The organism is Amycolatopsis sp. NPDC114505 (assembly GCF_055633615.1).
In genome coordinates this window covers 614146-639863 of sequence record NZ_JBVKDV010000002.1, presented here as the reverse complement: position 1 = coordinate 639863, position 25718 = coordinate 614146, and the positions used below count along the sequence as shown (strand labels likewise).

The 25718-nt window shown below is 72.0% G+C and carries 24 protein-coding genes and 1 pseudogene; 2 read left to right on the top strand and 23 right to left on the bottom strand.

The features are described from left to right. Positions 1–25: 25 nt before the first annotated feature. From ACZ7OU_RS21070 to pyrR, 13 genes are all read right to left on the bottom strand, one after another. The gene (locus ACZ7OU_RS21070) at positions 26–2125 is read right to left on the bottom strand and encodes a primosomal protein N' (protein ID WP_470256316.1); all 2100 of its coding nucleotides are present in this window, start codon (positions 2123–2125) and stop codon (positions 26–28) included. A gap of 90 nt (positions 2126–2215) precedes the next feature. Further along, positions 2216–3418 (bottom strand): methionine adenosyltransferase, encoded by a 1203-nt coding sequence (metK, locus tag ACZ7OU_RS21065; RefSeq protein ID WP_470239011.1) that lies wholly within the window; start codon positions 3416–3418, stop codon positions 2216–2218. Between the two features lie 93 nt (positions 3419–3511). Beyond that, positions 3512–4732, bottom strand: a complete 1221-nt coding sequence (gene coaBC / locus ACZ7OU_RS21060) for a bifunctional phosphopantothenoylcysteine decarboxylase/phosphopantothenate--cysteine ligase CoaBC (protein ID WP_470256315.1) — start codon at positions 4730–4732, stop codon at positions 3512–3514. After that, positions 4725–4994, bottom strand: a complete 270-nt coding sequence (gene rpoZ / locus ACZ7OU_RS21055) for a DNA-directed RNA polymerase subunit omega (protein ID WP_005152353.1) — start codon at positions 4992–4994, stop codon at positions 4725–4727. The genes coaBC and rpoZ overlap by 8 nt, the downstream gene beginning before the upstream one ends. Then, entirely contained in the window at positions 4991–5659 is a 669-nt protein-coding gene (gene gmk, locus ACZ7OU_RS21050; protein ID WP_470238392.1) for a guanylate kinase, read from the bottom strand. The genes rpoZ and gmk overlap by 4 nt, the downstream gene beginning before the upstream one ends. Next, complete coding sequence (gene mihF / locus ACZ7OU_RS21045; RefSeq protein WP_013224622.1) at positions 5656–5973, bottom strand: integration host factor, actinobacterial type; 318 nt, start codon at positions 5971–5973, stop codon at positions 5656–5658. The genes gmk and mihF overlap by 4 nt, the downstream gene beginning before the upstream one ends. A 107-nt stretch (positions 5974–6080) precedes the next feature. Further along, complete coding sequence (gene pyrF, locus ACZ7OU_RS21040; protein WP_470256314.1) at positions 6081–6929, bottom strand: orotidine-5'-phosphate decarboxylase; 849 nt, start codon at positions 6927–6929, stop codon at positions 6081–6083. Continuing rightward, positions 6926–10240: a carbamoyl-phosphate synthase large subunit gene (gene carB / locus ACZ7OU_RS21035; RefSeq protein ID WP_470238394.1), complete on the bottom strand. Its 3315-nt coding sequence runs from the start codon at positions 10238–10240 to the stop codon at positions 6926–6928. The genes pyrF and carB overlap by 4 nt, the downstream gene beginning before the upstream one ends. Continuing rightward, the gene (carA, locus tag ACZ7OU_RS21030) at positions 10240–11361 is read right to left on the bottom strand and encodes a glutamine-hydrolyzing carbamoyl-phosphate synthase small subunit (protein WP_470238395.1); all 1122 of its coding nucleotides are present in this window, start codon (positions 11359–11361) and stop codon (positions 10240–10242) included. The genes carB and carA overlap by 1 nt, the downstream gene beginning before the upstream one ends. Continuing rightward, the gene (locus tag ACZ7OU_RS21025) at positions 11358–11852 is read right to left on the bottom strand and encodes a PH-like domain-containing protein (RefSeq protein WP_470256313.1); all 495 of its coding nucleotides are present in this window, start codon (positions 11850–11852) and stop codon (positions 11358–11360) included. The genes carA and ACZ7OU_RS21025 overlap by 4 nt, the downstream gene beginning before the upstream one ends. After that, positions 11852–13138 (bottom strand): dihydroorotase, encoded by a 1287-nt coding sequence (locus ACZ7OU_RS21020; RefSeq protein ID WP_470256312.1) that lies wholly within the window; start codon positions 13136–13138, stop codon positions 11852–11854. Before ACZ7OU_RS21020 ends, ACZ7OU_RS21025 begins: the two co-directional genes overlap by 1 nt. After that, positions 13135–14067 (bottom strand): aspartate carbamoyltransferase catalytic subunit, encoded by a 933-nt coding sequence (locus tag ACZ7OU_RS21015; RefSeq protein ID WP_470238398.1) that lies wholly within the window; start codon positions 14065–14067, stop codon positions 13135–13137. Before ACZ7OU_RS21015 ends, ACZ7OU_RS21020 begins: the two co-directional genes overlap by 4 nt. Next, a complete protein-coding gene (pyrR, locus tag ACZ7OU_RS21010; protein ID WP_470256311.1) occupies positions 14064–14681 on the bottom strand; it encodes a bifunctional pyr operon transcriptional regulator/uracil phosphoribosyltransferase PyrR in 618 nt (205 codons plus the stop codon). Before pyrR ends, ACZ7OU_RS21015 begins: the two co-directional genes overlap by 4 nt. A gap of 248 nt (positions 14682–14929) precedes the next feature. Here pyrR and bldD point away from each other — a divergent pair, with 248 nt between their 5' ends. Next, positions 14930–15418, top strand: a complete 489-nt coding sequence (bldD, locus tag ACZ7OU_RS21005; RefSeq protein ID WP_003096372.1) for a transcriptional regulator BldD — start codon at positions 14930–14932, stop codon at positions 15416–15418. A gap of 164 nt (positions 15419–15582) precedes the next feature. Here bldD and nusB read toward each other — a convergent pair whose 3' ends face one another. From nusB to ACZ7OU_RS20990, 3 genes are read right to left on the bottom strand one after another with little or no spacing between them, the layout of a single operon-like run. Continuing rightward, the gene (gene nusB / locus ACZ7OU_RS21000) at positions 15583–16038 is read right to left on the bottom strand and encodes a transcription antitermination factor NusB (protein ID WP_470238400.1); all 456 of its coding nucleotides are present in this window, start codon (positions 16036–16038) and stop codon (positions 15583–15585) included. Further along, a complete protein-coding gene (gene efp / locus ACZ7OU_RS20995) occupies positions 16038–16601 on the bottom strand; it encodes an elongation factor P (protein ID WP_360673313.1) in 564 nt (187 codons plus the stop codon). Before efp ends, nusB begins: the two co-directional genes overlap by 1 nt. 44 nt (positions 16602–16645) lie before the next feature. Next, positions 16646–17734 carry a M24 family metallopeptidase gene (locus ACZ7OU_RS20990; RefSeq protein ID WP_470256310.1) on the bottom strand — a complete coding sequence of 363 codons (1089 nt, stop codon included), beginning with the start codon at positions 17732–17734 and terminating at the stop codon, positions 16646–16648. Between the two features lie 92 nt (positions 17735–17826). Between ACZ7OU_RS20990 and ACZ7OU_RS20985 the strand changes: the two are divergent. Then, positions 17827–18234, top strand: a pseudogene (locus ACZ7OU_RS20985) (B-4DMT family transporter); the annotation flags it as partial. A 255-nt stretch (positions 18235–18489) separates the two neighbouring features. Here the strand turns inward: ACZ7OU_RS20985 and ACZ7OU_RS20980 are convergent. The 7 genes from ACZ7OU_RS20980 to ACZ7OU_RS20950 all read right to left on the bottom strand — a co-directional run bounded on the left by ACZ7OU_RS20980 (position 18490) and on the right by ACZ7OU_RS20950 (position 25420). Further along, the gene (locus ACZ7OU_RS20980) at positions 18490–19971 is read right to left on the bottom strand and encodes a beta-xylosidase (protein WP_470257636.1); all 1482 of its coding nucleotides are present in this window, start codon (positions 19969–19971) and stop codon (positions 18490–18492) included. A gap of 614 nt (positions 19972–20585) precedes the next feature. Next, positions 20586–21500, bottom strand: coding sequence for a GNAT family N-acetyltransferase (locus ACZ7OU_RS20975; protein WP_470256309.1), 915 nt, complete (start codon positions 21498–21500; stop codon positions 20586–20588). Further along, on the bottom strand, positions 21497–21928 hold the full coding sequence (aroQ, locus tag ACZ7OU_RS20970) for a type II 3-dehydroquinate dehydratase (protein ID WP_470256308.1): 432 nt from the start codon (positions 21926–21928) through the stop codon (positions 21497–21499). Before aroQ ends, ACZ7OU_RS20975 begins: the two co-directional genes overlap by 4 nt. Beyond that, entirely contained in the window at positions 21925–23034 is a 1110-nt protein-coding gene (aroB, locus tag ACZ7OU_RS20965) for a 3-dehydroquinate synthase (protein ID WP_470238404.1), read from the bottom strand. Before aroB ends, aroQ begins: the two co-directional genes overlap by 4 nt. An 8-nt stretch (positions 23035–23042) precedes the next feature. Continuing rightward, positions 23043–23570 (bottom strand): shikimate kinase, encoded by a 528-nt coding sequence (locus ACZ7OU_RS20960; protein WP_470257635.1) that lies wholly within the window; start codon positions 23568–23570, stop codon positions 23043–23045. Beyond that, on the bottom strand, positions 23564–24751 hold the full coding sequence (aroC, locus tag ACZ7OU_RS20955; RefSeq protein ID WP_470256307.1) for a chorismate synthase: 1188 nt from the start codon (positions 24749–24751) through the stop codon (positions 23564–23566). Before aroC ends, ACZ7OU_RS20960 begins: the two co-directional genes overlap by 7 nt. A gap of 48 nt (positions 24752–24799) precedes the next feature. After that, positions 24800–25420 carry a prepilin peptidase gene (locus ACZ7OU_RS20950; protein ID WP_470256306.1) on the bottom strand — a complete coding sequence of 207 codons (621 nt, stop codon included), beginning with the start codon at positions 25418–25420 and terminating at the stop codon, positions 24800–24802. Positions 25421–25718 lie beyond the last annotated feature (298 nt).

The following is a 25718-nucleotide window of genomic DNA, read 5'->3' as shown; positions in this document are numbered from 1 at the left end:
CGGGGAATCCTGGCGTGCGCGCGGATCAGATGAGCTCCAGCGGGTCCAGCTGGACGCGGATCGGTTCCGTGGCCTTCTTCGCGTCCCGGCGGGCCGCCGCCGCGTGGATCGACGCCGACAACGCCTTTCCCTCCGCTCGGGACACCCGCACCAAAGCCCGCTCCCGCTCGGCATTGCCGTCCTCGTCGATCTCCCCGAGCGGCACCGGGCCCAGCACCTCACCCGACGGCGGCAACGGCAAGTCCGACAGGAACCCCGCCACCGCGTCCGGGCTTCCCTCCACGCTCGCCATCCGCATCGCCGGGGGGAAGCCCAGCTCGCGGCGCTCCGACAGCTCCTGGCCCGCGTGCCATGCCGGGTCCCAGCGGACCAGTGCCTGGACCACCGGCATCCCCGCCTCCGCCCCGACGATCACGCGGCCACCCGACGACGCCGGGCGCACCAGCGCCGCCGCCGCCATCCAGCGGCGCAACGCCTCCTCGCTCGCGCGCAGGTCCTGGCGGCCCAGCAATGCCCAGCCGTCCAGCAACAACGCCGCGCCGTAGCCGCCCTCGGCCACCGGTTCCGCTCCCGGGGTGCACACCACCAGCGCCGGCTTGCCCGGGACCGATGACAGCACCTCCGCCGCCCCCGACGTGCGGACCGGGATGCCCGGGAACGCCCGCCCCAACTCCTCCGCCGTCCGCTTCGCGCCGACGATCACCGCGCGCAGCCTCACCGAGCCGCATGCCGTGCAGCGGAACGCCGTCTCCGGGACGCCGCACCAGCGGCACGCCGGGGGCTTCGGCTGCCCGTCCACCGAACCGCCCGGCAACGACAGGGGTCCCGCGCAACGACGGCAGTGGGCCGGGGTCCGGCAGTTTCCGCAGGCCAGACCGGGGACGTACCCGCGCCTCGGCACCTGGACCAGCGTCGGCAGGCCCGCCGCGAACGCCTGCCTCGCCGCTTCGAACGCCACCGCCGGCAGGCGGGCGACGCGGGCCGCTTCGTCGCGGGCGACGTCGAAGTCCTCACCGACCGGCGTCACGCGGGGCGCCGCGGACCGCAGCACCGTGCGGTCGGCCAGGACCGGCGCGGCCCAGCCCGACTCGACCAGCAGCTGGGCCTCCGCCGTCCGGGCGAAGCCGCCGACCAGCAGGGACGCCTTCGCCGCGTGCGCGCGGTCCATCAGCACGTCCCGGACGTGCGGGTACGGCGCGTGCTGGTCGAGGTGCAGGTCGTCGCCGTCGTCCCAGACGACGAACAGCCCGGGGTCGTGGACCGGCGCGAACATCGCCGCCCGCGTGCCGACCACCACCCGCACCGAGCCGCGCAGCACCGCCAGCCAGCGCCGGTACCGCTCCGCGGGCCCGAGGCCGGCGATCAGCGCCACCACGGCCTCTTCGCCGACGATCGCGGCGCACGCCTCGTACACCCGCGTCAGGTCGCGGTGGTCCGGCACCACCAGCACCGCGCCGCGCCCGGCCGCCGCCACCGAACCGGCGGCTTCGGCGAGCCGGCGTGGCCAGTCCTCGCCCGGCAGGGCCTGCCAGACGGCGTTCGCGGGCTTGCCCTCGGTCAGCGCCTCCAGGAACGCCGGGCCGCGCTGGTAGCGCGCCCAGGCCGTGCTGTCCGGCAGCTCCGGCGGCGCGGCGGGCGCGAGCGGCGGCTCGCCCTCGACCTTCGCGTGGCGCGGCGGGATCGCCAGGCGCAGGACGTCCGACAGCGTGCCGCCGTAGCGGTCGGCGACCGCCCGGCACAGCGCGTGCAACGACGGCGCCAGCACCGGCTCGGCCGACGTCACGCGGTCGAGGAACGCCAGCTTGCTGCCGTAGTCGCTGGTCTCGCCGCGCTCGATGAGGTAGCCGTCGACGAGCTGCCCGGCGAACCGGACGCGGACGCGGCACCCGGGCACCGCGCTCTCGTGCAGCTTCTCCGGCACGAGGTAGTCGAAGGTGCGGTCGAGGTGGGCCAGCGGGATGTCGACGACGATCCGCGCGACCGGCCGCTCGGGCGCGGGCGACTGCGCGCCCTTGGCCTTCTGACCCGGCTTCGGCTTCGGTTTCCGGGCACGCGACGGCGCCGCCGGAGCGGCGGTCGGCTTCTCCGGGAGGTCCCAGAGGGCTGCGGGCTCGGAGCTACTCACGCCGTGATCTCTACCAGACCCCTCCGACACCCCGGACGCCAGGAAGGCCACCTCGAAGGGTTTCCGAGGTGGCCTTCACCGGATCGTGCGTCAGGCTCCCGCGGCCGACTTCAGCGCCTCGGCGCGGGCCGTGCTCTCCCAGGGGAGGTCCAGCTCGGGCCGGCCGAAGTGGCCGTACGCCGACGTCGGCGCGTAGATCGGGCGCAGCAGGTCGAGGTCGCGGATGATCGCGGCGGGCCGCAGGTCGAAGACCTCGGTGATGGCCTGCTGGATCTTCGACGGGTCGACCGTCTCGGTCCCGAACGTCTCCACGAACAGGCCGACCGGGGCCGCCTTGCCGATCGCGTACGCGACCTGCACCTCGGTCCGCGACGCCAGGCCCGCGGCGACGACGTTCTTGGCCACCCAGCGCATCGCGTACGCGGCGGAGCGGTCGACCTTGGACGGGTCCTTGCCGGAGAACGCGCCGCCACCGTGGCGGGCCATGCCGCCGTAGGTGTCGACGATGATCTTGCGCCCGGTCAGGCCGGCGTCACCCATCGGGCCGCCGATGACGAACCGGCCGGTCGGGTTGACCAGCAGCCGCGCGCTGGAGGTGTCGATGCCCAGTGCCTCGATCTCGGGCCCGACCACGTGCTCCTTGACGTCGACGCTGAGCATGCGCTCGAGGTCGATGCCGTCGGCGTGCTGCGAGGACACGACGACCGTGTCGAGGCGCACCGGCTGGTCACCGGCGTACTCGATGGTCACCTGGGTCTTGCCGTCCGGGCGCAGGTACGGCAGCACGCCGTCCTTGCGGACCGCGGTCAGCCGCTTCGAGAGCCGGTGGGCCAGCGCGATCGGCAGCGGCATCAGCTCGGGGGTGTCCGAGCAGGCGTAGCCGAACATCAGGCCCTGGTCGCCGGCACCCTGGCGGTTGATCTCGTCTTCGTCGGACTCGACCCGCGACTCGTACGCGGTGTCGACGCCCTGGGCGATGTCCGGGGACTGGGACCCGATCGCGACGTTGACGCCGCAGGAGTTGCCGTCGAAGCCCTTGGCCGAGGAGTCGTACCCGATCTTCAGGATGACGTCGCGGACGATCGTGGGGATGTCGGCGTAGGCCTCGGTCGTCACCTCACCGGCGACGTGCACCTGGCCGGTGGTGATCAGGGTCTCGACCGCGACGCGGCTGCGCGGGTCCTTCGACAGCAGACCGTCGAGGATCGAGTCACTGATGGCATCGCAAATCTTGTCGGGGTGCCCTTCGGTCACCGACTCCGAGGTGAACAATCTGCTGCTAGACGCGGTCACGGTGGCCGTCACTTCCTCACCTTGTCGTCGGATGCCCCGTAACTTAGGCACCCCTTACCTGTGCAAGCGTACTGACTATCGCTCGGAGGCCGGTCAACGCTTCATGAAGCTCACAACAGCGTCCCACAGTGTGGACGCCAGCTCGGCTTTCGCGCCCAGAGGTATGGGGATTTCCGTGCCGTCGGAGCCGAGCAGCCAGCCCGAATTGTCCTCCGTGCCGAACGCCTTGCCGTCGCCGACGGCGTTCACGACCAGCAGGTCGGCACCCTTGCGCTTGAGCTTCACACGGGCGTGGTCGAGGACGTCGCCGTGCTCGTCGCCGGTCTCCGCGGCGAACCCCACGACGACCTGTCCGGGACGCCGGTTTCGCACCAGTTCCGCGAGAATGTCGGCGTTGCGATCGAGCGTGATGACCGGGTCCGGCTGGTCGTCGGACTTCTTGATCTTGTGGTCGGCGCGGTTCGCGGGCCGGAAGTCGGCGACGGCGGCGGCCATCACGACGACGTCGGCCGCTTCGGCGGCCGCGTGCACCGCCTGCCGCAGCTCTTCCGCCGTCGAGACGTGCGAGACGGTCGCGCCCGCCGGATCCGGCAGCGCGACGGTGTGGGCGGTGACCAGGGTGACCTCGGCGCCGCGCTGGGCGGCGACGCGGGCCAGCGCGTAGCCCTGCTTGCCGGACGAGCGGTTGCCCAGGTAGCGGACCGGGTCGAGCGGCTCGCGGGTGCCGCCCGCGGACACGACCACGCGGACCCCTTCGAGGTCGCGCGGGAGGGCGTCCGGGCGGGCCAGCAGCAGCCGGGCGAGGTCGACGATCTCGGCGGGGTTCGCCAGGCGGCCCTTGCCGGTGTCGACGCCGGTCAACCGGCCCGCGTCGGGCTCGGTGACGATCGCGCCGCGCGAGCGCAGCAGGGCCACGTTGGCGCGGGTCGCGGGGTGCTCCCACATCTCCGTGTGCATCGCCGGGAAGAAGGCGACCGGGCACCGGGCGGTGAGCAGGGTGTTCGTCAGCAGGTCGTCCGCCAGGCCGTGGGCGGCCTTGGCGAGGAGGTTCGCGGTGGCCGGGACGACCAGGACGAGGTCGGCCTCCTTGCCGACGCGGACGTGCTGCACCTCGGGCACCTCGGTGAACACGCCGGTGTGCACCGGGCGCCCCGAGAGAGCCTCGAAGGTGGCCGCGCCGACGAAGTTCAGCGCGGCTTCGGTGGGTACCACGCGGACGTCGTGACCGGACTCGGTCAGTCCCCGCAGGACCTCACAGGCCTTGTAGGCGGCGATGCCGCCGCCCACGCCCAGGACGACCTTGGGTTTACTCACCCTCGGTGTGCTCGAGCAGGCCACCGTGGATCTCGCGCAGCGCGATCGAGAGCGGCTTCTCGCGCGGGCCCGGCTCGACGAGCGGGCCGACGTACTCGAGCAGGCCCTCGCCCAGCTGGGCGTAGTAGTCGTTGATCTGGCGGGCACGCTTGGCCGAGTAGATCACCAGCGCGTACTTCGAGCTGACCTTCTCGAGCAGGTCGTCGATCGGCGGGTTGGTGATGCCCTCGAGCTCTTCGTGCAGCGTCGCCTGAGTCGTCACTCTTGGTGCTCCGAATCTGTGGGACTACCGGCGGCAAACTGCTCGCCGGTAATCAAGTTTAGCAAGTGCTCAGCGGCCTCCCGCACGTCGGCGTTGACGACGCGGTGGTCGAACTCGCCGGCGGCGGCCAGTTCACGCTCCGCTTCCGCCAGCCGGGCCTGCACGGCGGCCTCGTTCTCGGTGCCGCGCCCGGTGAGCCTGCCGACCAGTTCCTCCCAGGACGGCGGCATCAGCATCACCAGCCGGGCCTCCGGCATCGCCTTGCGGACCTGCCGGGCGCCCTGCAGCTCGATCTCCAGGATCGCGGGCCGTCCTTCGGCGAGGGCCTTCTCGACCGGTTCGCGCGGGGTGCCGTAGCGGTTGCCGGTGAACTCGGCCCATTCCAGGAGCCGCTCTTCGGCGACCATCGCGTCGAACTCGGCGCGGTCGACGAAGTGGTAGTGCGCGCCCTCGATCTCGCCGGGGCGGGGTTTGCGCGTGGTGACCGAGACGCTGAAGTAGATGTCGGGCTCCAGCTTCCGCAGCTCGCCCACCACGCTCGACTTCCCGACCCCCGAAGGCCCCGATACGACGGTGAGCCGGTGCCGGGGGATGTCCCCCGCCACCGGCTCACTGCCGCGGTCGGCGCCCGGGGTCACCGGGTAGTCACGACCGGCGCCGTTCACTCGCCGCTGAACTCGGCCAGCAGCGCCTTGCGCTGCCGGTCGCCGAGGCCGCGGAGGCGACGGCTGGGGGCGATCTCCAGTCGTTCCATGGTCTGCTGCGCGCGGACCTTGCCGACGCCCGGAAGGGCCTCGAGCAGAGCCGAAACCTTCATCTTGCCGAGGACTTCGTTCTCCTCGGCCTGCTTCAGCACGTCGACCAGAGTGGTACCGCCCCGCTTCAGCCGCTCCTTCAGCTCAGCACGGATCTTGCGAGCGGCGGCGGCCTTCTCCAGCGCCGCAGCGCGCTGTTCCTCTGTCAGCTGGGGAAGTGCCACGTTTTCCTCCGGTAGTTCTCAAATCTGGGTGGGTGACGCGACGGTACCCACCCGTGAGCACCGGCCACAATGCGGGGGTGCCTGGTGGGACCCGGTTCCGGGCCCTGCTATTGGTCGTTTTCCTGCGGGTCGGCCAGCACTTCGGCGACCCGTTCGACCGCTTGGCGCAAAGCCGCTTGCTCCGGACCGTGCTTCAGGATGTCGCGGGACGACGCGGGCAGCACCCCGGGCAGCGAAGTGCCGAAAAGTGCCCGTAAATCGGCCGCAGTGGCCCCCTGGGCCCCGAAACCGGGCGCCAGCACCGGACCGTTCAGCCCGGAAAGATCCAGGTCTCCCGGCGAGATGGTGGCGCCGACCACGACACCCACATCGCCGAGCGGTGCGGCGGATGCGTTGAGCGCCGCCGCGGAATCGACGATCGACTGCGCCACGGTGCGCCCGTCCGGCAGCCGGGCGTTCTGCACCGCGGCCGCTTCGGGGTTGGAAGTTCGCGCAAGCACGAAGATGCCGTTCCCCGCGGCGACCGCCGTTTCGGCGCATTGGGCCAAAGAGCCGAACCCGAGGTACGGCGAAACGGTGATCGCGTCGGCCGCGATCGCGGCGCCGTCGGCCACGTACGCGGCCGTGTACGCCGCCATCGTGGAGCCGATGTCGCCGCGCTTGACGTCCAGCAGCACCAGTGCGCCGGCTTCGCGCGCCGTTTCCACCACCCGTTCCAGCACCCGGACGCCCGCCGCTCCGAAACTTTCGAAGAACGCCGACTGCGGCTTCACGATCGCCGTGCGCGCCGCCAGGACCTCCGTGGCGGACAGCGCGAAGCGCTCCAGGCCCGACGCGTCCACCGGGAGCCCCCAGGCCTCGATGAGGCCCGGGTGGGGGTCGATCCCGGCGCACAGCGGGCCCCGGGCCGCGACGGCCTTCGCCAGCCGCGCCCCGAACCGCTCCCCCGTGCTCACGACTTCGCCTTGAGCGCCGCCTGCAGCTCCTGCAGGGACTTGACCCCGATGTCGCCCCGGATGAGCGCCTCGATGCCGTGCACGGCCGCCGCGGCGCCCTGCACGGTCGTCACGCACGGGATGTCGCGCGACACCGCGGCGGTGCGGATTTCGTAGCCGTCGACGCGCGGACCGCTGTTGCCGTAAGGGGTGTTGATCACCATGTCGACGTCGCCGTTGAGGATCACGTCCACGATGTTCGGCTCGGCTTCGGTCGAGCCCTCGTAGTGCTTGCGCACCACCGAGCACGCGACTCCGTTGCGCCGCAGCACTTCCGCGGTGCCGGACGTGGCGAGGATCTCGAACCCGAGGTCCGCCAGGCGCTTCACCGGGAAGACCATCGAGCGTTTGTCGCGGTTGGCGACCGAGACGAACGCGCGCCCGGACGTCGGCAGCGAGCCGTAGGCCGCGCTCTGCGACTTGGCGAACGCCTTGCCGAAGTCGACGTCGACACCCATCACCTCGCCGGTGGACTTCATCTCCGGGCCCAGCAGCGAGTCGACGCCGTGTCCTTCGGGCGTGCGGAAGCGGTGGAAGGGCAGCACGGCTTCCTTCACCGCGACCGGCGAGTCGGCCGGCATCTGCCCGCCGTCGCCGTCGGCCGGCAGGACGCCGCTCTCGCGCAGGTCCTTGATCGTCGAGCCGGTCATGATCAGCGCGGCGGCCTTGGCCAGCGGCACCGCGGTCGCCTTGGACACGAACGGCACCGTCCGCGACGCGCGCGGGTTGGCCTCCAGGACGTACAGGACGTCGTCCTTGAGCGCGTACTGGACGTTCAGGAGCCCGCGCACGCCCACGCCCCGCGCGATGGCCTCGGTGGAGCGGCGGACGGCCTGCAGGTCGGTGTGCCCGAGCGTGATCGGCGGCAGCGCGCACGACGAGTCGCCGGAGTGGATGCCGGCTTCCTCGATGTGTTCCATGACACCGCCGAGGTACAGCTCTTCGCCGTCGAACAGCGCGTCGACGTCGATTTCGATGGCGTCGTCGAGGAAGCGGTCGACGAGCACCGGGTGCTCGGGGTTGATCTCGGTGGCGCGGCTGATGTACCCGGCGAGGGTCTGCTCGTCGTAGACGATCTCCATGCCGCGCCCGCCGAGCACGTAGGACGGCCGGACGAGCACCGGGTAGCCGATCTCGTCGGCGATCCGCTTGGCGCCCTCGAACGACGTCGCCGTGCCGTAGCGCGGCGCGGGCAGCCCGGCGTCGGTGAGCACCTCGCCGAACGCGCCGCGGTCCTCGGCCAGGTGGATGGCCTCCGGCGGCGTCCCGACCACCGGGACACCGGCGTCGGCGAGCCGCTTGGCCAGTCCCAGCGGGGTCTGGCCGCCGAGCTGGACGATGACGCCGGCGACCGTGCCGGACGCCTGCTCGGCGTGCACGACCTCGAGGACGTCCTCGAAGGACAGCGGCTCGAAGTACAGCCGGTCGGACGTGTCGTAGTCGGTGGACACGGTTTCCGGGTTGCAGTTGACCATGACGGCCTCGAACCCGGCCTCCCGCAACGCGATCGCCGCGTGGACGCAGGAGTAGTCGAACTCGATGCCCTGGCCGATCCGGTTCGGGCCCGAGCCGAGGATGAGCACCTTCGGCTTGTCGGTCTGCGCGGCCACTTCGGACTGCGCTTCGGGGTCGGACTCGTAAGCCGAGTAGTGGTACGGCGTCTTGGCCGCGAACTCGGCCGCGCAGGTGTCGACGGTCTTGAACACCGGCCGCACGCCGAGGCGGTGGCGCAGCGCGCGGACGCCGTCCTCGCCGGCCAGCTCCGGGCGCAGCGCGGCGACCTGGCGGTCGGACAGGCCGGTGCGCTTGGCGCGGCGCAGCAGGTCGCCGTCGAGCACCGGCGCGTCGCGGACCTCGGCCCCGACCTCGCCGATGAGCGCGATCTGGTCGATGAACCACGGGTCGATCCCGGACGCCTCGTGGACTTCCTGCACCGACGCGCCCAGACGCAGCGCGCGTTCCACTTCGTACAGCCGGCCCTCGTGCGGCACGCGCAGCGAGTCCAAAGTGGACTCACGCGTGACACCGTCGGGGTCGGGCAGGGTCCAGAACCCGGTCGCCTTCGTCTCGATCGAGCGCATCGCCTTGCCGAGCGCCTCGGGGAAGCTGCGGCCGAACGACATCGCCTCGCCGACGCTCTTCATCGTCGTGGTCAGCGTCGGGTCGGCGCCCGGGAACTTCTCGAAGGCGAACCGCGGCATCTTGACGACGACGTAGTCCAGCGTCGGCTCGAAGGCCGCCGGGGTCTCACCGGTGATGTCGTTCTGGATCTCGTCCAGGGTGTAGCCGATGGCGAGCTTCGCGGCGATCTTGGCGATCGGGAAGCCGGTGGCCTTCGACGCGAGTGCGGAAGACCTCGACACCCGCGGGTTCATCTCGATGACGACCATCCGGCCGTCTTCGGGGTTGATCGCGAACTGGATGTTGCAGCCGCCGGTGTCGACGCCGACCGCGCGCAGCACGTCGATGCCGACGTCGCGCATCACCTGGTACTCGCGGTCGGTGAGCGTCATGGTCGGCGCCACGGTGACCGAGTCGCCGGTGTGCACGCCCATCGCGTCGACGTTTTCGATCGAGCAGACGACCACGACGTTGTCGCTGCGGTCGCGCATCAGCTCGAGCTCGTACTCCTTCCAGCCGAGCACGCTCTCCTCGATGAGCACCTCGGTGACCGGCGACTCGTCGAGGCCGGTGGAGGCGAGCCGCTCCAGGTCCTCCGGCGTGTGCGCCATGCCGGAGCCGAGCCCGCCCATGGTGAAGGAGGGCCGGATGACGACCGGCAGGCCGAGTTCCTTCACCGTGTCCCGGACCTCGTCCATGGTGTTGCAGACGCGGCTTCGCGGGGTCTCGGCGCCGACCTCGGCGACGATGTTCTTGAACTTCTGCCGGTCCTCACCGCGCTGGATGGCGTCGATGTCGGCCCCGATCAGCTCGACGCCGTACTTGGCGAGCACGCCGCGCTCGTGCAGCGCGACGGCGCAGTTGAGCGCCGTCTGCCCGCCGAGGGTGGCCAGGATGGCGTCCGGCCGCTCCACCGCGATGACCTTCTCGACGAAGTCCGGCGTCACCGGCTCGATGTAGGTCGCGTCGGCGAACTCGGGGTCGGTCATGATGGTGGCCGGGTTCGAGTTCACCAGGGACACGCGCAGGCCTTCGCTGCGCAGCACCCGGCAGGCCTGGGTGCCGGAGTAGTCGAACTCCGCGGCCTGCCCGATCACGATCGGCCCGGAGCCGATCACCAGCACGTGCTGGATGTCCGTCCTCTTCGGCATCAGGCCTTCTTCTCCATGAGCGTCACGAAATCGTCGAACAGGGGGGCCGCGTCGTGCGGGCCGGCCGCGGCTTCGGGGTGGTACTGCACCGAGAACGCCGGGACTTCGAGCGCGCGCACGCCCTCGACCGTGTCGTCGTTGGGGCAGTAGTGGCTGATCTCGGCCGCACCGAAGGGCGACTCGAAACGCTGGCCGGGCTCGCCTTCGAGGGCGAAGCCGTGGTTCTGCGCGGTGATCGCCACCCGCTTGGTGGCGACGTCGATCACCGGGATGTTGATGCCGCGGTGGCCGTAGCGCATCTTGTACGTCCCGAGGCCGAGCGCGCGGCCGAGGACCTGGTTGCCGAAGCAGATGCCGAACAGCGGGATCTCGCGGCCGAGGACCTGCTTGGTCAGCTCGGTGGCGTGCACCGTGGTGGCCGGGTCGCCGGGGCCGTTGGAGAGGAACACGCCGTGCGGCTCGATCGCCAGCAGCTCGTCCAAGGTCGACGTCGAGGGCAGCACGTGCACCTCGATGCCGCGCTTGACCATCTGGCGCGGGGTGTTGGACTTGATGCCCAGGTCGAGCGCGACGACGCGGAAGCGCGTCTCACCGGAGGGCGAGACCACGTACGGCTTCGGCGTGGTGACCTGGCCGGCCAGGTCGGCGCCCTCCATCTTCGGGCTCGCCAGCACCTCGGCGACCATCTCGTCGACGGTGCCCAGCGCGTCGCCGGAGAACACCCCGGCGCGCATCGCGCCGAGCTCGCGCAGGTGGCGGGTCAGCGAGCGGGTGTCGACCTCGGCGATGCCGACGATGCCCTGGTTCACCAGCTCGTCGTCCAGCGTGCGCTTCGAGCGCCAGTTGGACGGCGTGCGGGCGGGGTCGCGCACCACGTAGCCGTTTACCCAGATCTTCGACGACTCGTCGTCCTCGTCGTTCCAGCCGGTGTTGCCGATCTGCGGCGCGGTCTGCACCACGATCTGCCCGTGGTAGGACGGGTCGGTCAGCGTCTCCTGGTAGCCGGTCATGCCGGTGCAGAACACCGCCTCGCCGAGGGACCGTCCCTGCGCGCCGTAGGCGGCGCCGCGGAACACCCGGCCGTCTTCGAGTACCAGTGCGGCCTGAGCGCGCGCGTTCACTGGGCACCTCCCTTGATCTTGAGCTGTTCGATCCACTGTGGATAGTCGTCGAGGTCGTCGCCGCGGAAGCCGGTGTCGAGCTCGGTGTCGCCGGCCCGCCAGGTGAGCACCAGCAGCGCGTCGGTGCCCATCACCTTCCCGGCGATCTTGTTGTCGCGCCGGACGCCGGTGACGGCGTCGCGCGGGATCCAGAAGTCGGGCGCCCCGCCGCGTTCGACGGCGATCCCGCCGTCGTGCAGCCGCAGGACCGCCCCGGTGCGCAGCCCCGCGCCGCGGGTGACGACCCGGTTCTGCCACTCCCCCGCGAACGTCGTCGCGACGTAGACGCCGGTGGACTCCAGCCGCGTCTCGCCCGCGTCTTCGGGGACGGCGGGGAACGGCGGCACCTGCACGCTCTGCGAGCGCGCCTTGCGGCGCCAGCCGACGTACATGCCCCACAGGCAGAGCAGGAAGAAGGCGACGATCGCCAGCACCAGCCACAGGCGTTCCATCAGCAGACCTTCCCGTCCCGCGCGGTGAGCCGCCCGCGCAGCAGCGTCGCGGTCACCACACCGGGGAGCCGCATTCCCTCGTACGGGGTGTTGGCGGCGATGCTGGCGAGCTCCGCGCCCCGGACCGTCCACTCGGCGTCCGGGTCGACCAGCGTCAGGTTCGCCGGCTCGCCGACCTCGATCGGCCGGCCCTGGTCGGCCAGGTTCCCGATCTCCGCCGGGCGCTCGCTCATCACGCGGGCGACGCCGCGCCAGTCGAGCAGCCCGGTGCGGACCATGGTCTCGGCCACGATCGACAGCGCCGTCTGCAGCCCGAGCATGCCGGGCCGGGCGGCGGTCCACTCGGTGTCCTTGTCCTGCACCGCGTGCGGCGCGTGGTCGGTGGCGACGCAGTCGATGACACCCTCCGCCAGCGCGGTCCGGAGCTTTTCGGCGTCGGACTCCGTGCGCAGCGGCGGGTTCACCTTGTTCACCGGGTCGTAGGTGGCCAGGCGTTCGTCGGTGAGCAGCAGGTGGTGCGGGGTGACCTCGGCCGACACCTTCGTGCCGCGGTCCTTCGCCCAGGCCAGCACGTCCGCGGTGCCCGACGTCGAGACGTGGCAGACGTGCAGCCGCGCGTTCGCGTGCAGGGCCAGGAGGCAGTCGCGCGCCACGATGGACTCTTCCGCGGCGGCCGGCCAGCCGGTGTAGCCGAGCCGCGCGGCGCGTTCGCCCTCGTGCGCCTGGGCGCCGACGGTCAGCCGCGGCTCCTCCGCGTGCTGCGCGATGACGACGTCGAGCGCGGTCGAGTACTCCAGCGCGCGGCGCATGAGCAGCGGGTCGGCGACGCAGAGGCCGTCATCGGAGAACACCTTGACCCGCGCCTGCGACGCCGCCATCGTGCCCAGCTCGGCGAGCTTCTCGCCCTTGAGCCCGACGGTGACCGCGCCGACCGGGTGGACGTCGACCAGGCCGACCTCCTGCCCGCGCCGCCACACGTGCTCGACGATGACGGCGTTGTCGGCGACCGGGTCGGTGTTGGCCATGGCGAACACCGCGGTGTAGCCGCCGAGCGCCGCCGCGGCCGAACCCGAGTCGATGGTCTCGGTGTCCTCGCGGCCGGGTTCGCGCAGGTGGGTGTGCAGGTCCACGAAGCCCGGCAGCAGCACCTGACCGGCGGCTTCGACGATTTCGGCGTCCTCCGGGACGTCGACGGCGCCGATCGCGGTGATCACGCCGTCCTCCACCAGGACGTCGACCGGGTCACCCTCGCCATAGGGGCGGGCGCCCTTGATCACGGTGCTCACGCGGCAGCTCCTTCACTGGCCAAGAGGTGGTAGAGGACCGCCATGCGGACGTGGACGCCGTTGCGGACCTGTTCGGTGATGGCCGAGGCCGGGGAGTCGGCGACCGCGCTCGCGATCTCCATCCCGCGCAGCATCGGGCCGGGGTGCAGCACGACCGCGTGCTCGGGCAGCAGCTTCTGCCGCTTTTCCGAGAGGCCGTAAGCGATCGAGTACTCGCGGGCGCTAGGAAAGAACCCGCCGTGCATGCGTTCCGCCTGGACTCGCAGCATCATGACCGCGTCGACCGCGGGCAGTTCGGCGTCGAGGTCGTGGGAAACGGTCACCGGCAGGCTTTCGACGCCGTAGGGCAGCAGCGTCGGCGGCGCGACGAGGACCACCTCGGCGCCGAGAGCCGAGAGCAGGTGGATGTTCGAGCGCGCGACGCGGCTGTGCAGCACGTCGCCGACGATCGCGATGCGACGGTCCTTCAAGGACCCGAGCCGTTCCCGCAGCGTCGCCGCGTCGAGCAGCGCCTGCGTCGGGTGCTCGTGGGTGCCGTCGCCGGCGTTGACCACCGACGTGCCGGGCTCGGCCAGCCACTCCGAGAGCCGCTGGGCGGCGCCGCTGGCCGGGTGCCGGACGATCACGCAGTCGGCGCCCGCGGCGGCCAGCGTCAGCGCGGTGTCGCGCAGGGACTCCCCCTTGTTCACCGAGGAGCTGGAGGCGGAGACGTTGATCACGTCGGCGCTCATCCACTTCCCGGCGATCTCGAATGACACCCGCGTGCGCGTCGAGTTCTCGTAGAACAGGGTGATCACCGTGCGGCCGCGCAGCGTCGGCAGCTTCTTGACCTCGCGGCCGAGCAGGGTGTGCTTCAGCTCGTCGGCGGTGTCGAGCACGGCCGTGGCCAGCTCGGGGTCCAGCCCGTCGGTGGCGAGCAGGTGCTTCACGAATCTTCTCCAGGTGCTTCCGAGGCTTGCGCGGCTTCCGGGGCCCGGAGCAGCACCGAGTCGCGGCCGTCGATCTCCGCGAGCAGCACGGACACCCCCTCGGTGCGGGCGGTCGGCACGTTCTTGCCCACGTAGTCGGCGCGGATCGGCAGCTCACGGTGACCTCGGTCGACGAGGACGGCCAGCTGCACCGCGCGGGGGCGGCCATGATCACGGAGGGCATCGAGCGCGGCCCGGATCGTGCGGCCGGAGAAGAGCACGTCGTCGACCAGGATCACCACGCGGTCGTCGATGCCGTCCGGGGGGAGCTGCGTCTGTTCGAGCGCGCGCGGCGGGCGGCGGCGGAGGTCGTCCCGGTAGAGGGTGACGTCGAGGGCGCCGGTCGGCGGGCGGACTCCGGAGAACTCACCGATCTTCTCGGCGAGACGGGCCGCGAGCGGAGTGCCGCGGCTGGGGATCCCGAGCAACACGGGCGGGGTAGTGCTCTCCGCACCGTTCGCGGTCTTTTCGATGACCTGATGGGCCATTCGAGCGATCGTGCGCGCGACATCGCCGGCCGACAGGAGCTCGCGCTCCCCGGCCGAACCAGCCGCGCCACGCGGACGTGACGACACTTCGGACTCCTTCCCCGCCTCACCGGACGGGTCCTTAAAGGACGTCTGTTCCCCTGCTGGTCGGGGCTTTCCCACCGACAGTAGCAGGCACTTTGCTCAGTCTTACGGGTGGTGTGGCGTGATTCGCGGCAAGCTCCTGCTTGACCTGGTGACAACAATGCGTAACCATTACTCTGAGTATTCGACTCGAAGAGTCCCCTGGACCGGTCACCCCGACCGGGAGGGGGTGGAGAACGGAGAACGACCAGATGGGCGATTACGCCAAGGCGCTCGGGGCCAAGCTCCGCGGGATCCGCCAGCAGCAGGGCCTGTCCCTGCACGGGGTCGAGCAGAAGTCCGGTGGGCGCTGGAAGGCCGTCGTCGTCGGCTCGTACGAGCGTGGCGACCGTGCCGTCACCGTGCAGAAGCTGGCCGAGCTGGCCGACTTCTACGGCGTGCCGGTGGTCGAGCTGCTGCCCGAGGGCCGGGTCCCCTCCGGTGCGGAGCCCGCCACCAAGATCGTGATCAACCTCGAGCGCCTGCAGCAGCTGCCTGCCGAAAAGGTGGGTCCGCTGGCCCGCTACGCGGCGACGATCCAGAGCCAGCGCGGCGACTACAACGGCAAGGTGCTCTCGATCCGCACCGAAGACCTGCGGTCCCTGGCGATCATCTACGACATGACGCCGGGCGAGCTCACCGAGCAGCTCATCGACTGGGGTGTGCTCCCGCCGGAGGCGCGTCCTTCCAAGGAGGACTGATTCGGGGTGTTGCTGTGCCGACGGGGCTCGTTCGGGGACGAGCTCTGCTCGCGGACAGCGCGAGCCACGCCCTCGCTCGCCGTGCTTTGCGGGGGCCCAGCCCCCGGACCCCCGGTCGTGGTCACCGCTGACCGGAACCGCCTGACCGGGGGGCCAGGCGGGCTCTAGAGAACGGCGCGGAGGCGGTCGGCGATCGTGCCGATCCGGCCCAGCACGCCGTTGACGAACCGCGGCGAATCGTCCGTGGACAGTTCCTTCGCGAGGCCCACGGCCTCGTCGATCGCGACCGGGTCCGGCACGTCCTCGGCCCAGAGCAGCTCGTAGACCCCGACCCGCAGCACCGCGAGGTCGACCTTCGGCATCCGCTCCAGGGTCCAGCCCTGCGCGTGCTCCGCCAGCAGCTCGTCGATCTGCGCTTTCCGGCCGGTCACGCCCTCGACCAGGCTGATCGTGTAGTCCGCGATCGGGTCGACCTCGGTCGCGCCGACCCGGTCGGCCAGCAGCGTCACCGCGTCGGCGTCCCGCTGCGCGGCCTCGTACAGCATTTCCACCGCGCGACGACGCGCCTGCCGCCGGCTGATCGCGCCGCCGCGGTTGGGGTGGGGCTTCGACGTCGGCATCAGTTGGAGACGCGGCCCAGGTAACGGCCGTCGCGGGTGTCGACCTTGATCTTCTCGCCGGTGGACAGGAACAGCGGGACCTGGATCTCCGCGCCGGTCTCCAGCGTCGCCGGCTTGGTGCCGCCGGTGGAGCGGTCGCCCTGCAGGCCCGGGTCGGTGTGCTGGATGACGATCTCGACCGAGGTCGGGAGCTCGATGTAGAGCGCCTCGTTCTCGTGCACCGCGACCTGGACCTCGGTGTTCTCCAGCATGTAGTTGGCGTTGTCGCCGACGACCGCGGGCAGCACGGTGATCTGGTCGTAGGTGTCGCCGTCCATGAACACGAAGTCCTGGCCGTCCTTGTACAGGTAGGTCATGTTCCGGCGGTCCACCGTGGCCGTCTCGACCTTCGTGCCCGCGTTGAACGTCTTGTCGACCACCTTGCCGGTGAGCACGTGCTTGAGCGTCGTGCGCACGAAGGCACCGCCCTTGCCCGGCTTGACGTGCTGGAACGCGGTGACGGTCCACAGCTGGCCCTCGAGGTTGAGGACGAGCCCGTTCTTCAGGTCGTTGGTCGTGGCCACGAGCTTGCAGTCTCCTGTGTCGAATCTACGGTTCGGGGCCGCCGTCAGACGACCACGAGGTTCTTGGTGCTCAGGGTGAGGAGTTCGGGCTCCCCAGCCCGCACGACGAGCGTGTCCTCGATGCGCACGCCACCGCGCCCCGCGAGGTAGACGCCGGGCTCGACGGTGACCGCCATACCGGCGGACAGTGTACCGACGCCTGTCGCGGCGAAGCTGGGCGCCTCGTGGATCTGCAGGCCGACGCCGTGGCCGAGACCGTGCGCGAAGTGCTCGCCGTGCCCGGCGTCCGCGATCACGGTCCGCGCGGCGGCGTCCACATGGGACACCTCGGCGCCGGGCACGACGGCGTCGACGCCCGCCGCCTGGGCCGTGTGCACGAGGTCGTACACCTCGCGCTGCCAGTCCGCGGGTGCACCGAGGACGAACGTGCGGGTCATGTCGGAGTGGTAGCCGTCGACGGTGGCGCCGAAGTCCATCTTCACGAAGTCACCGCGCTCGAGCTCGGCGTGCGTCGGCCGGTGGTGCGGGATGGCCGAGTGCGCGCCGGCGGCGATGATGGAGGCGAAGCTGAGCGCCTCCGAGCCGTGCTCCAGCATCCGGTTCTCCAGGTCACGGGCGACTTCCAGCTCGGTCCGCCCGGGCCGCAGGCCCCCGGCGGCGACGAGGTCGTCCAGCGCCCGGTCGGCGGCGGCGCAGGCCTGGCGCAGCGCCTCGATCTCGGCTTCGTCCTTGACCAGGCGCAGCTGCTCGATGAGCCCGGGGGTGCGCTGGAGTTTTATGTGCGTCTGGAGCGCTTCGTACTCTTCGACGCTGACGTGCTGGCTCTCGAACCCGACCCGTCCGTAGGTCTTGGCGTCCTTCGCGGCTTTCGCGACGAGGGCGGCGGCGCTGGCCCGGTCGACGACCTTGTCCAGGTCGGGCACCTCGGCGGCCGACTGGGTCGTGTAGCGGCCGTCGGTGCAGAAGAGCGTCTTCGCGTCGCCCTCGGCGTGCAGCAGCACGGCGGCGTTCGAGCCGGTGAACCCGGTCAGGTAGCGGATGTTGAGCAGATCGGTGACCAGCAGCGCGTCGACACCGGCTTCGGTCAGCAGCCCGCGCAGCGCCGCCCGGCGTCGTCCATGGGTTTCAGGCACGTCCCCAGCCTAGTGGGCGCTGACTAAGCAACTCGCCAGTAACCTGGCCTACACTGCGCAGGATGAGCGCTTGGGTGATCCGCGGACTCGGGATGGCGGTGCTCCACGGCGTCGCGCTGACGCTGCTGGCCAAGTACGCGGTGTACCACCCGACGGACCAGACGCTGGTGACTTCCGTGGCCTTGGCGGTCCTGGTCGGCGCGGCAGCACTGTGGAGCGCCCTGGACGCGTGGCGCGGCCTGGCGGATCGCGGCCGGGCGTGGTTCATCGCGGCCCTGGTGGCGGGGGTCGTATCGGGCATCCTGTACGTGATCGGGCGCGCGGTGTTCGTCGACCAGACGGGCGTGTCGGAGCTGGGTGGGGCGCTCACCGGAGGGGCCGCGTTCTCGGCGTTGCTGGTGCTGGTGCCGGCCGGGCTCGGGCTGTTCGTGGGCGGGCGGATCGGACGTTCGAAGCCGGACGACGTTCTTCCGGAGGAGGAGGCTCCTTCGCCCCGGCCGCGGCGCCGGGATCGGGCGTCGGAGCCGGAGTCGGAGTCAGAGGCCTTGACCCGGCCTCAGCGCCGGATCCGGGCGGACGAGCCCTCGCCCCAGCCTCGCCGCCGCGACCGGGCGGCCGAGGAGGAACCCGCGCCGCGACCGTCTCCGCGGATCCGGCCGCGCAGCCGGGAACCTCGGGCCTAGCTCACCCGGCCGCGCGCGGACGTCCAGCCTCGGCTTCGACCTGCCGGCGAACAGCACGCGCCCGCTCCGGCGTCAGCCGACCAGCGAGGTGCCCTGGGGGAAGCCGTCCCACTGGGCGTCTGTCACCGGGTGGGCCGCTGAGCCGTTGCCGGCCACGATTGCCGCGTCCGGGACTCCCCACAGGCGGCGGTCGTCGAGGACCAGTGCCAGCCCGCGGCCCGGCGCCCAGACCGCCTCCGCGCCCGAGCGCAGACGCGTTGCCACCGGCAGCGCCGCCACCTCGGGCGGTTCCTTCTCCAGCAGCTCGCCGGCCAGGGCCGCGGCGACTCCGCGGCGGTCGACTCGCACCCGCTGCCCGGCGCGGACCAGGTCCATCGTGCGGTCCGGCGACGGCATCGTCACGCCGTCGAACGTCGCGGCCACCCGGCGCGGGTTCGCGCACGCCTGGCTGCCGCGCAGGTCGAGCCCGAAGTGCCGCAGGTCGGTCGGGGCGGCGGCCCCGCCGATCACGGTCGCGCGCACGACGTCGAACGGCACCCGGTCGCACGGCGCGGCCGACGACAGCGGCGCGTGCCCGTCCGCGCGGCGCACCAGCCCCGGCCCTTCCTTCCACGGACCCGGGATGACCACCGGCCGGTACGGGTTCTCGGTGAAGTCCGCGGTCCAGAACGTCAGCGTCGTCCCGGTGTCGGTCTCGTGCGCGATGACGAACGCGTCGAGCGCGCCCACCCACATCAGGTCGGCGCTGAACCCCTCGACCACCGACCGGCCGCGCGGCGTGGCGGTCGTGGGCACCGGCACGAACCCGCCGACGTCGAGCGCCTGCACCCCGGACCCGAACGCGGGGTCGTGCGACCGGAGCACGAACTGCCCGGCGCCGTTCCACGCCGCGGCGCGGCCGGTGGTGTCGGTGAACATCAGGTAGAACCAGCCGTCGAGGTAGACGGCCGAGGGCTGGCCGGCGCCGTAGACGTTGGCGCGGTGCACGTCGTGCGACGGCCCGAGGATCGGCTTCCCGCCCGCCGCGCGGGTCCAGTGCACACCGTCGGTGCTGGTCGCGAGCCCGACGGCGTTGCCGAGCGCGTGGTCGCCGGCCGCGCCGGTGTAGTAGAGGTAGTAGGTCGTGCCGACGCGCAGGACCGACGGGTCGCAGGTGTGCATGCCGTCGAACTGCCCGGGCGCGCCGGAGAACACGGCGGCCGGGATCCCGCCGTCGGGCCCGGCGAACGGCCCGTCGATCGACTGGGCCTGGGCGTAGAGGATGTCGTCGCCGGCGGGTCCGGCGCCGCCGTACTGGCTGCACCACCACATCCGTGTCTGCCCCCGGTCGAGCATGACCGACGGCCCGTAGTTGTAGACGGCATCCGCCCCACCGGCGGCGATCACACCACCACTCTCCCGGGGGTCACCCGAAGCGAGCTTGACATCGACCGGCCGCGGCGGCACACCGGTCTGCCCGCCCGCGATGGCCGGCTTGTCCCCCGCCGCTTGAGGCTGGCCGTAACCCTCGGTGCACCCCGCGACGAGGAGCCCCGCCAGAACACTGGCGACCAGGGCACGAGCGGGTCGCCGACCCCCACGACGAAACGGGCTCACGACATCGGAGTGTAGCGAGACCCGACCCGTCCGAGTGACGGCATGCCTGGTCGACGGTCCTCCGATCGCGCGCAAGATCGCGGGCGGACAAGGGTTTCCGGAGTGTGGGCCGGTCAGACCCGGTGGCGAGCCCGACCGGCGGCTGGGGGTTCGCGCCGACGAGCGCTGGATTCGCGCTGGCGGGAGTCGGGCTCGCTCCGCGGAGAGTGGGGTTCGTGCCGGCGGGGCTACGGTGTCGAGCGGCCACCGAGGGTTGCGGTGTCGGCAACCACCGGGAATCGCAGTGATGCGCATGCTCGCCCGAAAGCCCGGCGATCGGCCTTCGATGATCGAAGCGCAGGAAATGTCGAGCAGCCTCTGGTTGTTCCACGGCGCGAGCCGCGCGCGCCAGCGAGACCGGATCGCGGACTTCGCGCCCGGGCTCGGATGCTCAGCTCCCGGATCGCCGGAAATGCGCGAGCTTCGGCAGACCGCCGAGAGCGCGCGTCCGGCGCCGGAGTCAGCCGGCGGCGAAGCGTTCAGGCGCCGCTATGCCCCTGCGCGAAAACGCTTCCCGATTCGAGACGCTCGAGTCACGTCCCGGCCGGTGGGCCTTCCAGCGCGACCAGTTCGACCTCGAAACCGGCGTCGTTCTCGAGATAAGCCGCGTAGTGCGCTTCGCCGCCCGCGTACGGGTAACGGTCGGCGAACAGGGGGCGCCAGCCGTGTTCCGCCGCGCGCTCGACCAAAGCGTCGATCTGGGCTCGGGTTCCCACGTGCAGCGCCAGGTGGTTCAGACCCGGCCGGGTGCGCTCGTGCTCCGGGGCGCTCATCGCCGGGGATTCCTCCACCACGACGTACGTTCCGGCGCGCCGCCAGCTGATGCCCGCGGGCCAGCGCTGGAACTCCCGCCACCCCAGCTCGCCGAGCAGCCAGCCCCAGCTCCGCTCGGCTTCCGCGAGGTCCGGCACCCACAGCTCGATGTGGTGCGGCCGCCCGTGCACCGGCGCCAACGAGACAAGCACCCGATGCAGATCGCCGTAGTGGATGCCGCTGCCTACGTCGAGGAAACCCAGCCTGGCCGCCACCTTGCGGCTCGCCGCGTTGTTCTCGTGCACCAGTGCCCAGATCGCCGGGAGCCCGAGCGCGTCGAGGCCGTGGGCGAGCACCGCCTGGGCCGCCTCGGTCGCCAACCCCTGCCCCGCGTGCGCGCTCGCGATGTAGTAACCCAGCTCCGCCACCCCGCCGGGCAGTTCCGGCGACGGGCGCAGGTGCGCGACGCCGATCACCTCGCCGTCGCGCTCGATCACCCAGTGGCCCTGGCCGGCCGGGCCGCGATAGGCCAGCCGGCGGTCGACCATCGCGCTCGCCGCGGCCGGGTCGGAGAAGTCCGCGGCGAAGAACCGGCTCATCTCCGGGTCGGAGAACACCTTCACGACGGCTTCGCGGTCGGCCTCGACCAGCTGACGCAGCCGCAGCCGCGCCGTGGTCAGCGTCGGCAGCGTCATGCCGGGTGCGCGGCGAGCCACCGCAGCGCGAGCGGGTAGCCGTCGACGCCGAGGCCGGCGATCACCGCGGTCGCGATGTCCGACAGCACGCTGTGGTGCCGGAACGCCTCCCGCTTGTGCACGTTCGAGATGTGCAGCTCGATCAGCGGTGCGGACAGCTGCGCCGCCGCGTCACGCACCGCGATCGAATAGTGCGTCCACGCTCCGGCGTTGAGCACCACCGGGTTCCCGCCGTCGGCGGCTTCGTGCAGCCAGCCGACCATTTCGCCTTCGTGGTCGGTCTGCCGGACCTCGACCTCGATGCCCAGTTCCTCGCCCGCCTTGACGCACAGCGCCGCGAGGTCGTCGTGGGTGGTCGAGCCGTAGACCGACGGCTCGCGCTTGCCGAGCCGGCCCAGGTTGGGACCGTTGAACACGAACGCCTTCACAGCAGGATGCTCCCGCCACTCGAAGGGGCGTCGGCGGCGATCGCCGAGTACGCGGCCGCGAGCAGCGACGGGTCCGGGCCCTCGAGCCGGCCCGGCTTGCCGAGGGCGTCGAGGACGACGAACCGCAGCACGCCCGAGCGGGTCTTCTTGTCGCCCTTCATGGTTTCCAGCAGCTGGGGCAGCGCGTCGGCGTCGTACGTCGTCGGCAGGCCGAGCAGCTTCAGCACGGCGGCGTGACGCTCGGCCGTGGCGTCGTCGAGCCGCCCGGCCAGCCGCGCGAGCTCGGCGGCGAACACCAGCCCGACGCTCACCGCGGCGCCGTGACGCCACCGGTACCGCTCGCGGCGTTCGATGGCGTGGCCGAGGGTGTGGCCGTAGTTGAGGATCTCCCGTAGGTCGGACTCGCGCAGGTCGGCGGCCACGACGTCGGCCTTCACCTGGATCGACCGGCGGACCAGCTCGGCCAGCACGTCGCCGCTCGCGTCGAGCGCGGCGGCCGGGTCGGCCTCGATCAGCTCGAGGATCCGCGGGTCGGCGATGAAGCCCGTCTTCACGACCTCGGCCATCCCGGCGACGAGCTCGTTCGGCGGCAGCGTCTCGAGCGTCGCGAGGTCGACGAACACCGCGCTCGGCTCGTGGAACACCCCGACGAGGTTCTTGCCCGCCTCGGTGTTGATGCCGGTCTTGCCGCCGACCGCGGCGTCGACCATGCCGAGCAGCGTCGTCGGGACGTTGACCAGGCGGACCCCGCGCATCCACGTGCCCGCGACGAACCCGGCGAGGTCGGTGACGGCGCCGCCGCCCAGGCCGACCACGACACCGCGGCGGTCCAGCCCGATCCGGCCGAGCACCTCCCAGCAGAAGCTCGCGACGGTGAGCGCCTTGCCGTCTTCGGCGTCGGGGATCTCGACGCGGTGCGCGTCGAGCCCGGCGGCGATCAGCTCCTCGCGGATGGCCTCGGCCGTGGTGGTCAGCGTGGGCGGGTGGATCAGCGCGATCTTCGAAGCGTCGGCCAGCTGCGTGGCGAGGTCGCCGAGCAGGCCGCGGCCGACCACGACGTCGTACGGATGGGCGGTGGCGACGGGGATGCGCACCGGATCGGACACGGGGTGACTCACTCCTTGGCTTCGGCGGGGACGGCGAGCTCGGCCGCCAGGCCCGCGACGATGTCGGCGGGCGTCCGGTCGTCGGTCACGACCTCGACGGTGGCGACCTCGCGGTAGACGGGCACCCGCTCGTCGAGCAGTTTCTTGAACGTGGCGCGGGGGTTCACCCCGGCCAGCAGCGGCCGCGCCGACGACAGTCCGGTGCGCTGCACCCCGGCGGCGAGGCCGACGTTGAGGAACACGACGGTGTGCTCGGCCAGCCGCGCCCGGGTGCCCGGGGTGAGCGGGGCGCCGCCGCCGAGGGAGAGCACGCCGTCGTGCTCCGCCAAGCCCGTGGCGACCGCTTCCTCTTCCAGCGCGCGGAAAGCGGCTTCGCCGTCTTCCGCGAAGATGTCGGAGATGCTGCGCCCGGTGAGCGCGACGATGTCGTCGTCGCTGTCGCGGAACTCGACGCCGAGCGCGGCCGCCAGCAGCGGGCCGACCGTGCTCTTGCCCGAGCCGGGCGGGCCGACGACCACCGCGCGAGGGCTCACCAGCGCTCCTCGAGGGCCTTCAGGTACGCCTCGGCGTTGCGCTTGCTTTCGACGAGGGAGTCGCCGCCGAACTTCTCGAGCGCGGCGTCGGCGAGGATGAGCGCCACGACCGATTCGAGCACGACGCCGGCGCGCGGCACCGCGCAGACGTCGGACCGCTGGTGGATGGCGACGGCGGGTTCGCCGGTCTTGACGTCCACTGTGGACAGTGCTTTGGGGACGGTCGAGATCGGCTTCATCGCGACGCGCACCCGCAGCGGTTCGCCGTTGGTGATGCCGCCTTCGAGCCCGCCCGCGCGGTTGGACCGGCGGGTGACGCCGACCGGGCCGGTGCCGCGGTCGATCTCGTCGTGCGCCTGGCTGCCCCAGCGGCGGGCGGTGGTGAAGCCGTCACCGACCTCGACGCCCTTCATCGCCTGGACGCCCATCAGCGCGCCGGCGAGCCGGGCGTCGAGCCGGCGGTCCCAGTGGACGTGGGAGCCGAGGCCCGGCGGGAGGCCGTAGGCGATGACCTCGATCACGCCGCCGACGGTGTCGCCCGCCTTCCGCACGGCGTCGACCTCGGCGACCATCGCGTCGGTGCCCTCCTGGCCGAAGGCGCGCACCGGGCTCTCGTCGATGGCGGCGAGGTCCTCCGGCTTCGGGAGGGGCCCCTGGGGAGCGTCGGCCTCCCCGATCGAGACGACGTGGCTGAGGATCTCGACGCCGAGCAGCTGCTTCAGGAAGTTCCGCGCGACGGTGCCGAGCGCGGTCCGCGACGCGGTTTCGCGCGCGCTGGCCCGCTCGAGGACGGGACGCGCCTCGTCGAAGCCGTACTTCTGCATGCCGGGCAGGTCGGCGTGGCCCGGGCGGGGCCGGGTGAGCGGTTCGTTGCGTGCGAGGCCGTCGAGGATCTGCGGGTCGACCGGGTCGGCCGCCATGACCTGCTCCCACTTGGGCCACTCGGCGTTCTCGATCTGGATCGCGACCGGGCCGCCCTGGGTGAGGCCGTGGCGGACGCCGCCGAGGAAGTCGATGTGGTCGGTCTCGAAGCCCATCCGCGGGCTGCGCCCGAAGCCGAGGCGGCGCCGGGCGAGCTGCTCGGTGACGTCGGCGGTGGTGACGCCGACGCCGGCGGGCATGCCTTCGAGCACGGCGGCCAGCGCGGGTCCGTGCGATTCACCTGCGGTGATCCAGCGCAACATGGGCTCAATCCTGTCACGGGGGCCGGGCGGGCCCGAAGAGTGTTCCGGTCATGGCGCACCAGGGAAGAGGGCACACAGCCAGGTGGCGGCGAGGAGGGCGGGACCGTGGGGCACGCGACGGCCGTTCCGCACGATCGCGACGACCAGGCTGACGAGCGCCGCCAGCACGGCCGCGACGGCGAGGGCGGCCCAGCCGACCGCGCCCAGCACCGCGCCGAGACTGCCGGAAAGCTTCACGTCACCGGCGCCGAGGCTGGGTGGCGCGGCTCTCCGGACCACCACGTGGGCGCCGCCGAACAGGAGCGCGCCGAGGGCCGCTCGTACGGCGAGCGACGGGCCGCCGCCGCCCAGCGCGGCAGCCCCGATCGCGGCGCCGAAGAGGGGGTACGCGGGCAGGGTGAGCACGTCCGGCAGCCGGAGGTGCCGCAGGTCGGCGAGGGCGAGCGGAACGGCGACGACGGTGAGCACCAGCGGGACGGGCAGCCACCAGACGGGCCAGCCGCCGGCTCGCCAGCACGCGGCGACGACGGCGGCACCCGCGGCGGCCAGGACGGCGGCGAGGGGCATCGGGATGGGGGCGGTGGCGCGACGGAGCAGCCGCGCGGCCGGTGGCGCGGTGACGGCTCCGGCGGCCGCCGCGGTGGTGAGGACGAAGATCGTCGGGGGCATGGGTCCAGGGTGCGGCGGGCGGGTTGAGCTGGGCAAATGGCGGGCGTCGCGAACGGTCCGTTCGCTACGTTCCGGGCCGGGTTTCACTCCTGTGGGGGACGGCTGGGGGCTCGGGAGCGCGTGTTTTGGGGCCTGGGGACGCGTGCCGCGAGGGCGGGTTCGGGTGGGTGGAGGCGCGGCTCGCGTGATCGGAGGGTCGGCTCACGTGCCGGGGCGGTCGGCTCACGTCCTTGGGCGGACAAATCGCGTGCCTAGGCGGACGACACGCGTGCCTGGGCAGACGACACGCGTACCCAGA

Coding starts and splice junctions, on each gene's coding strand:
- aroC (WP_470256307.1), bottom strand. CDS start 24,751: ATGTTGCGCTGGATCACCGCAGGTGAATCGCACGGACCCGCGCTGGCC.
- carB (WP_470238394.1), bottom strand. CDS start 10,240: ATGCCGAAGAGGACGGACATCCAGCACGTGCTGGTGATCGGCTCCGGG.
- ACZ7OU_RS20975 (WP_470256309.1), bottom strand. CDS start 21,500: ATGACGCTGCCGACGCTGACCACGGCGCGGCTGCGGCTGCGTCAGCTG.
- nusB (WP_470238400.1), bottom strand. CDS start 16,038: ATGCCGACGTCGAAGCCCCACCCCAACCGCGGCGGCGCGATCAGCCGG.
- ACZ7OU_RS20950 (WP_470256306.1), bottom strand. CDS start 25,420: ATGCCCCCGACGATCTTCGTCCTCACCACCGCGGCGGCCGCCGGAGCC.
- bldD (WP_003096372.1), top strand. CDS start 14,930: ATGGGCGATTACGCCAAGGCGCTCGGGGCCAAGCTCCGCGGGATCCGC.
- ACZ7OU_RS21025 (WP_470256313.1), bottom strand. CDS start 11,852: ATGGAACGCCTGTGGCTGGTGCTGGCGATCGTCGCCTTCTTCCTGCTC.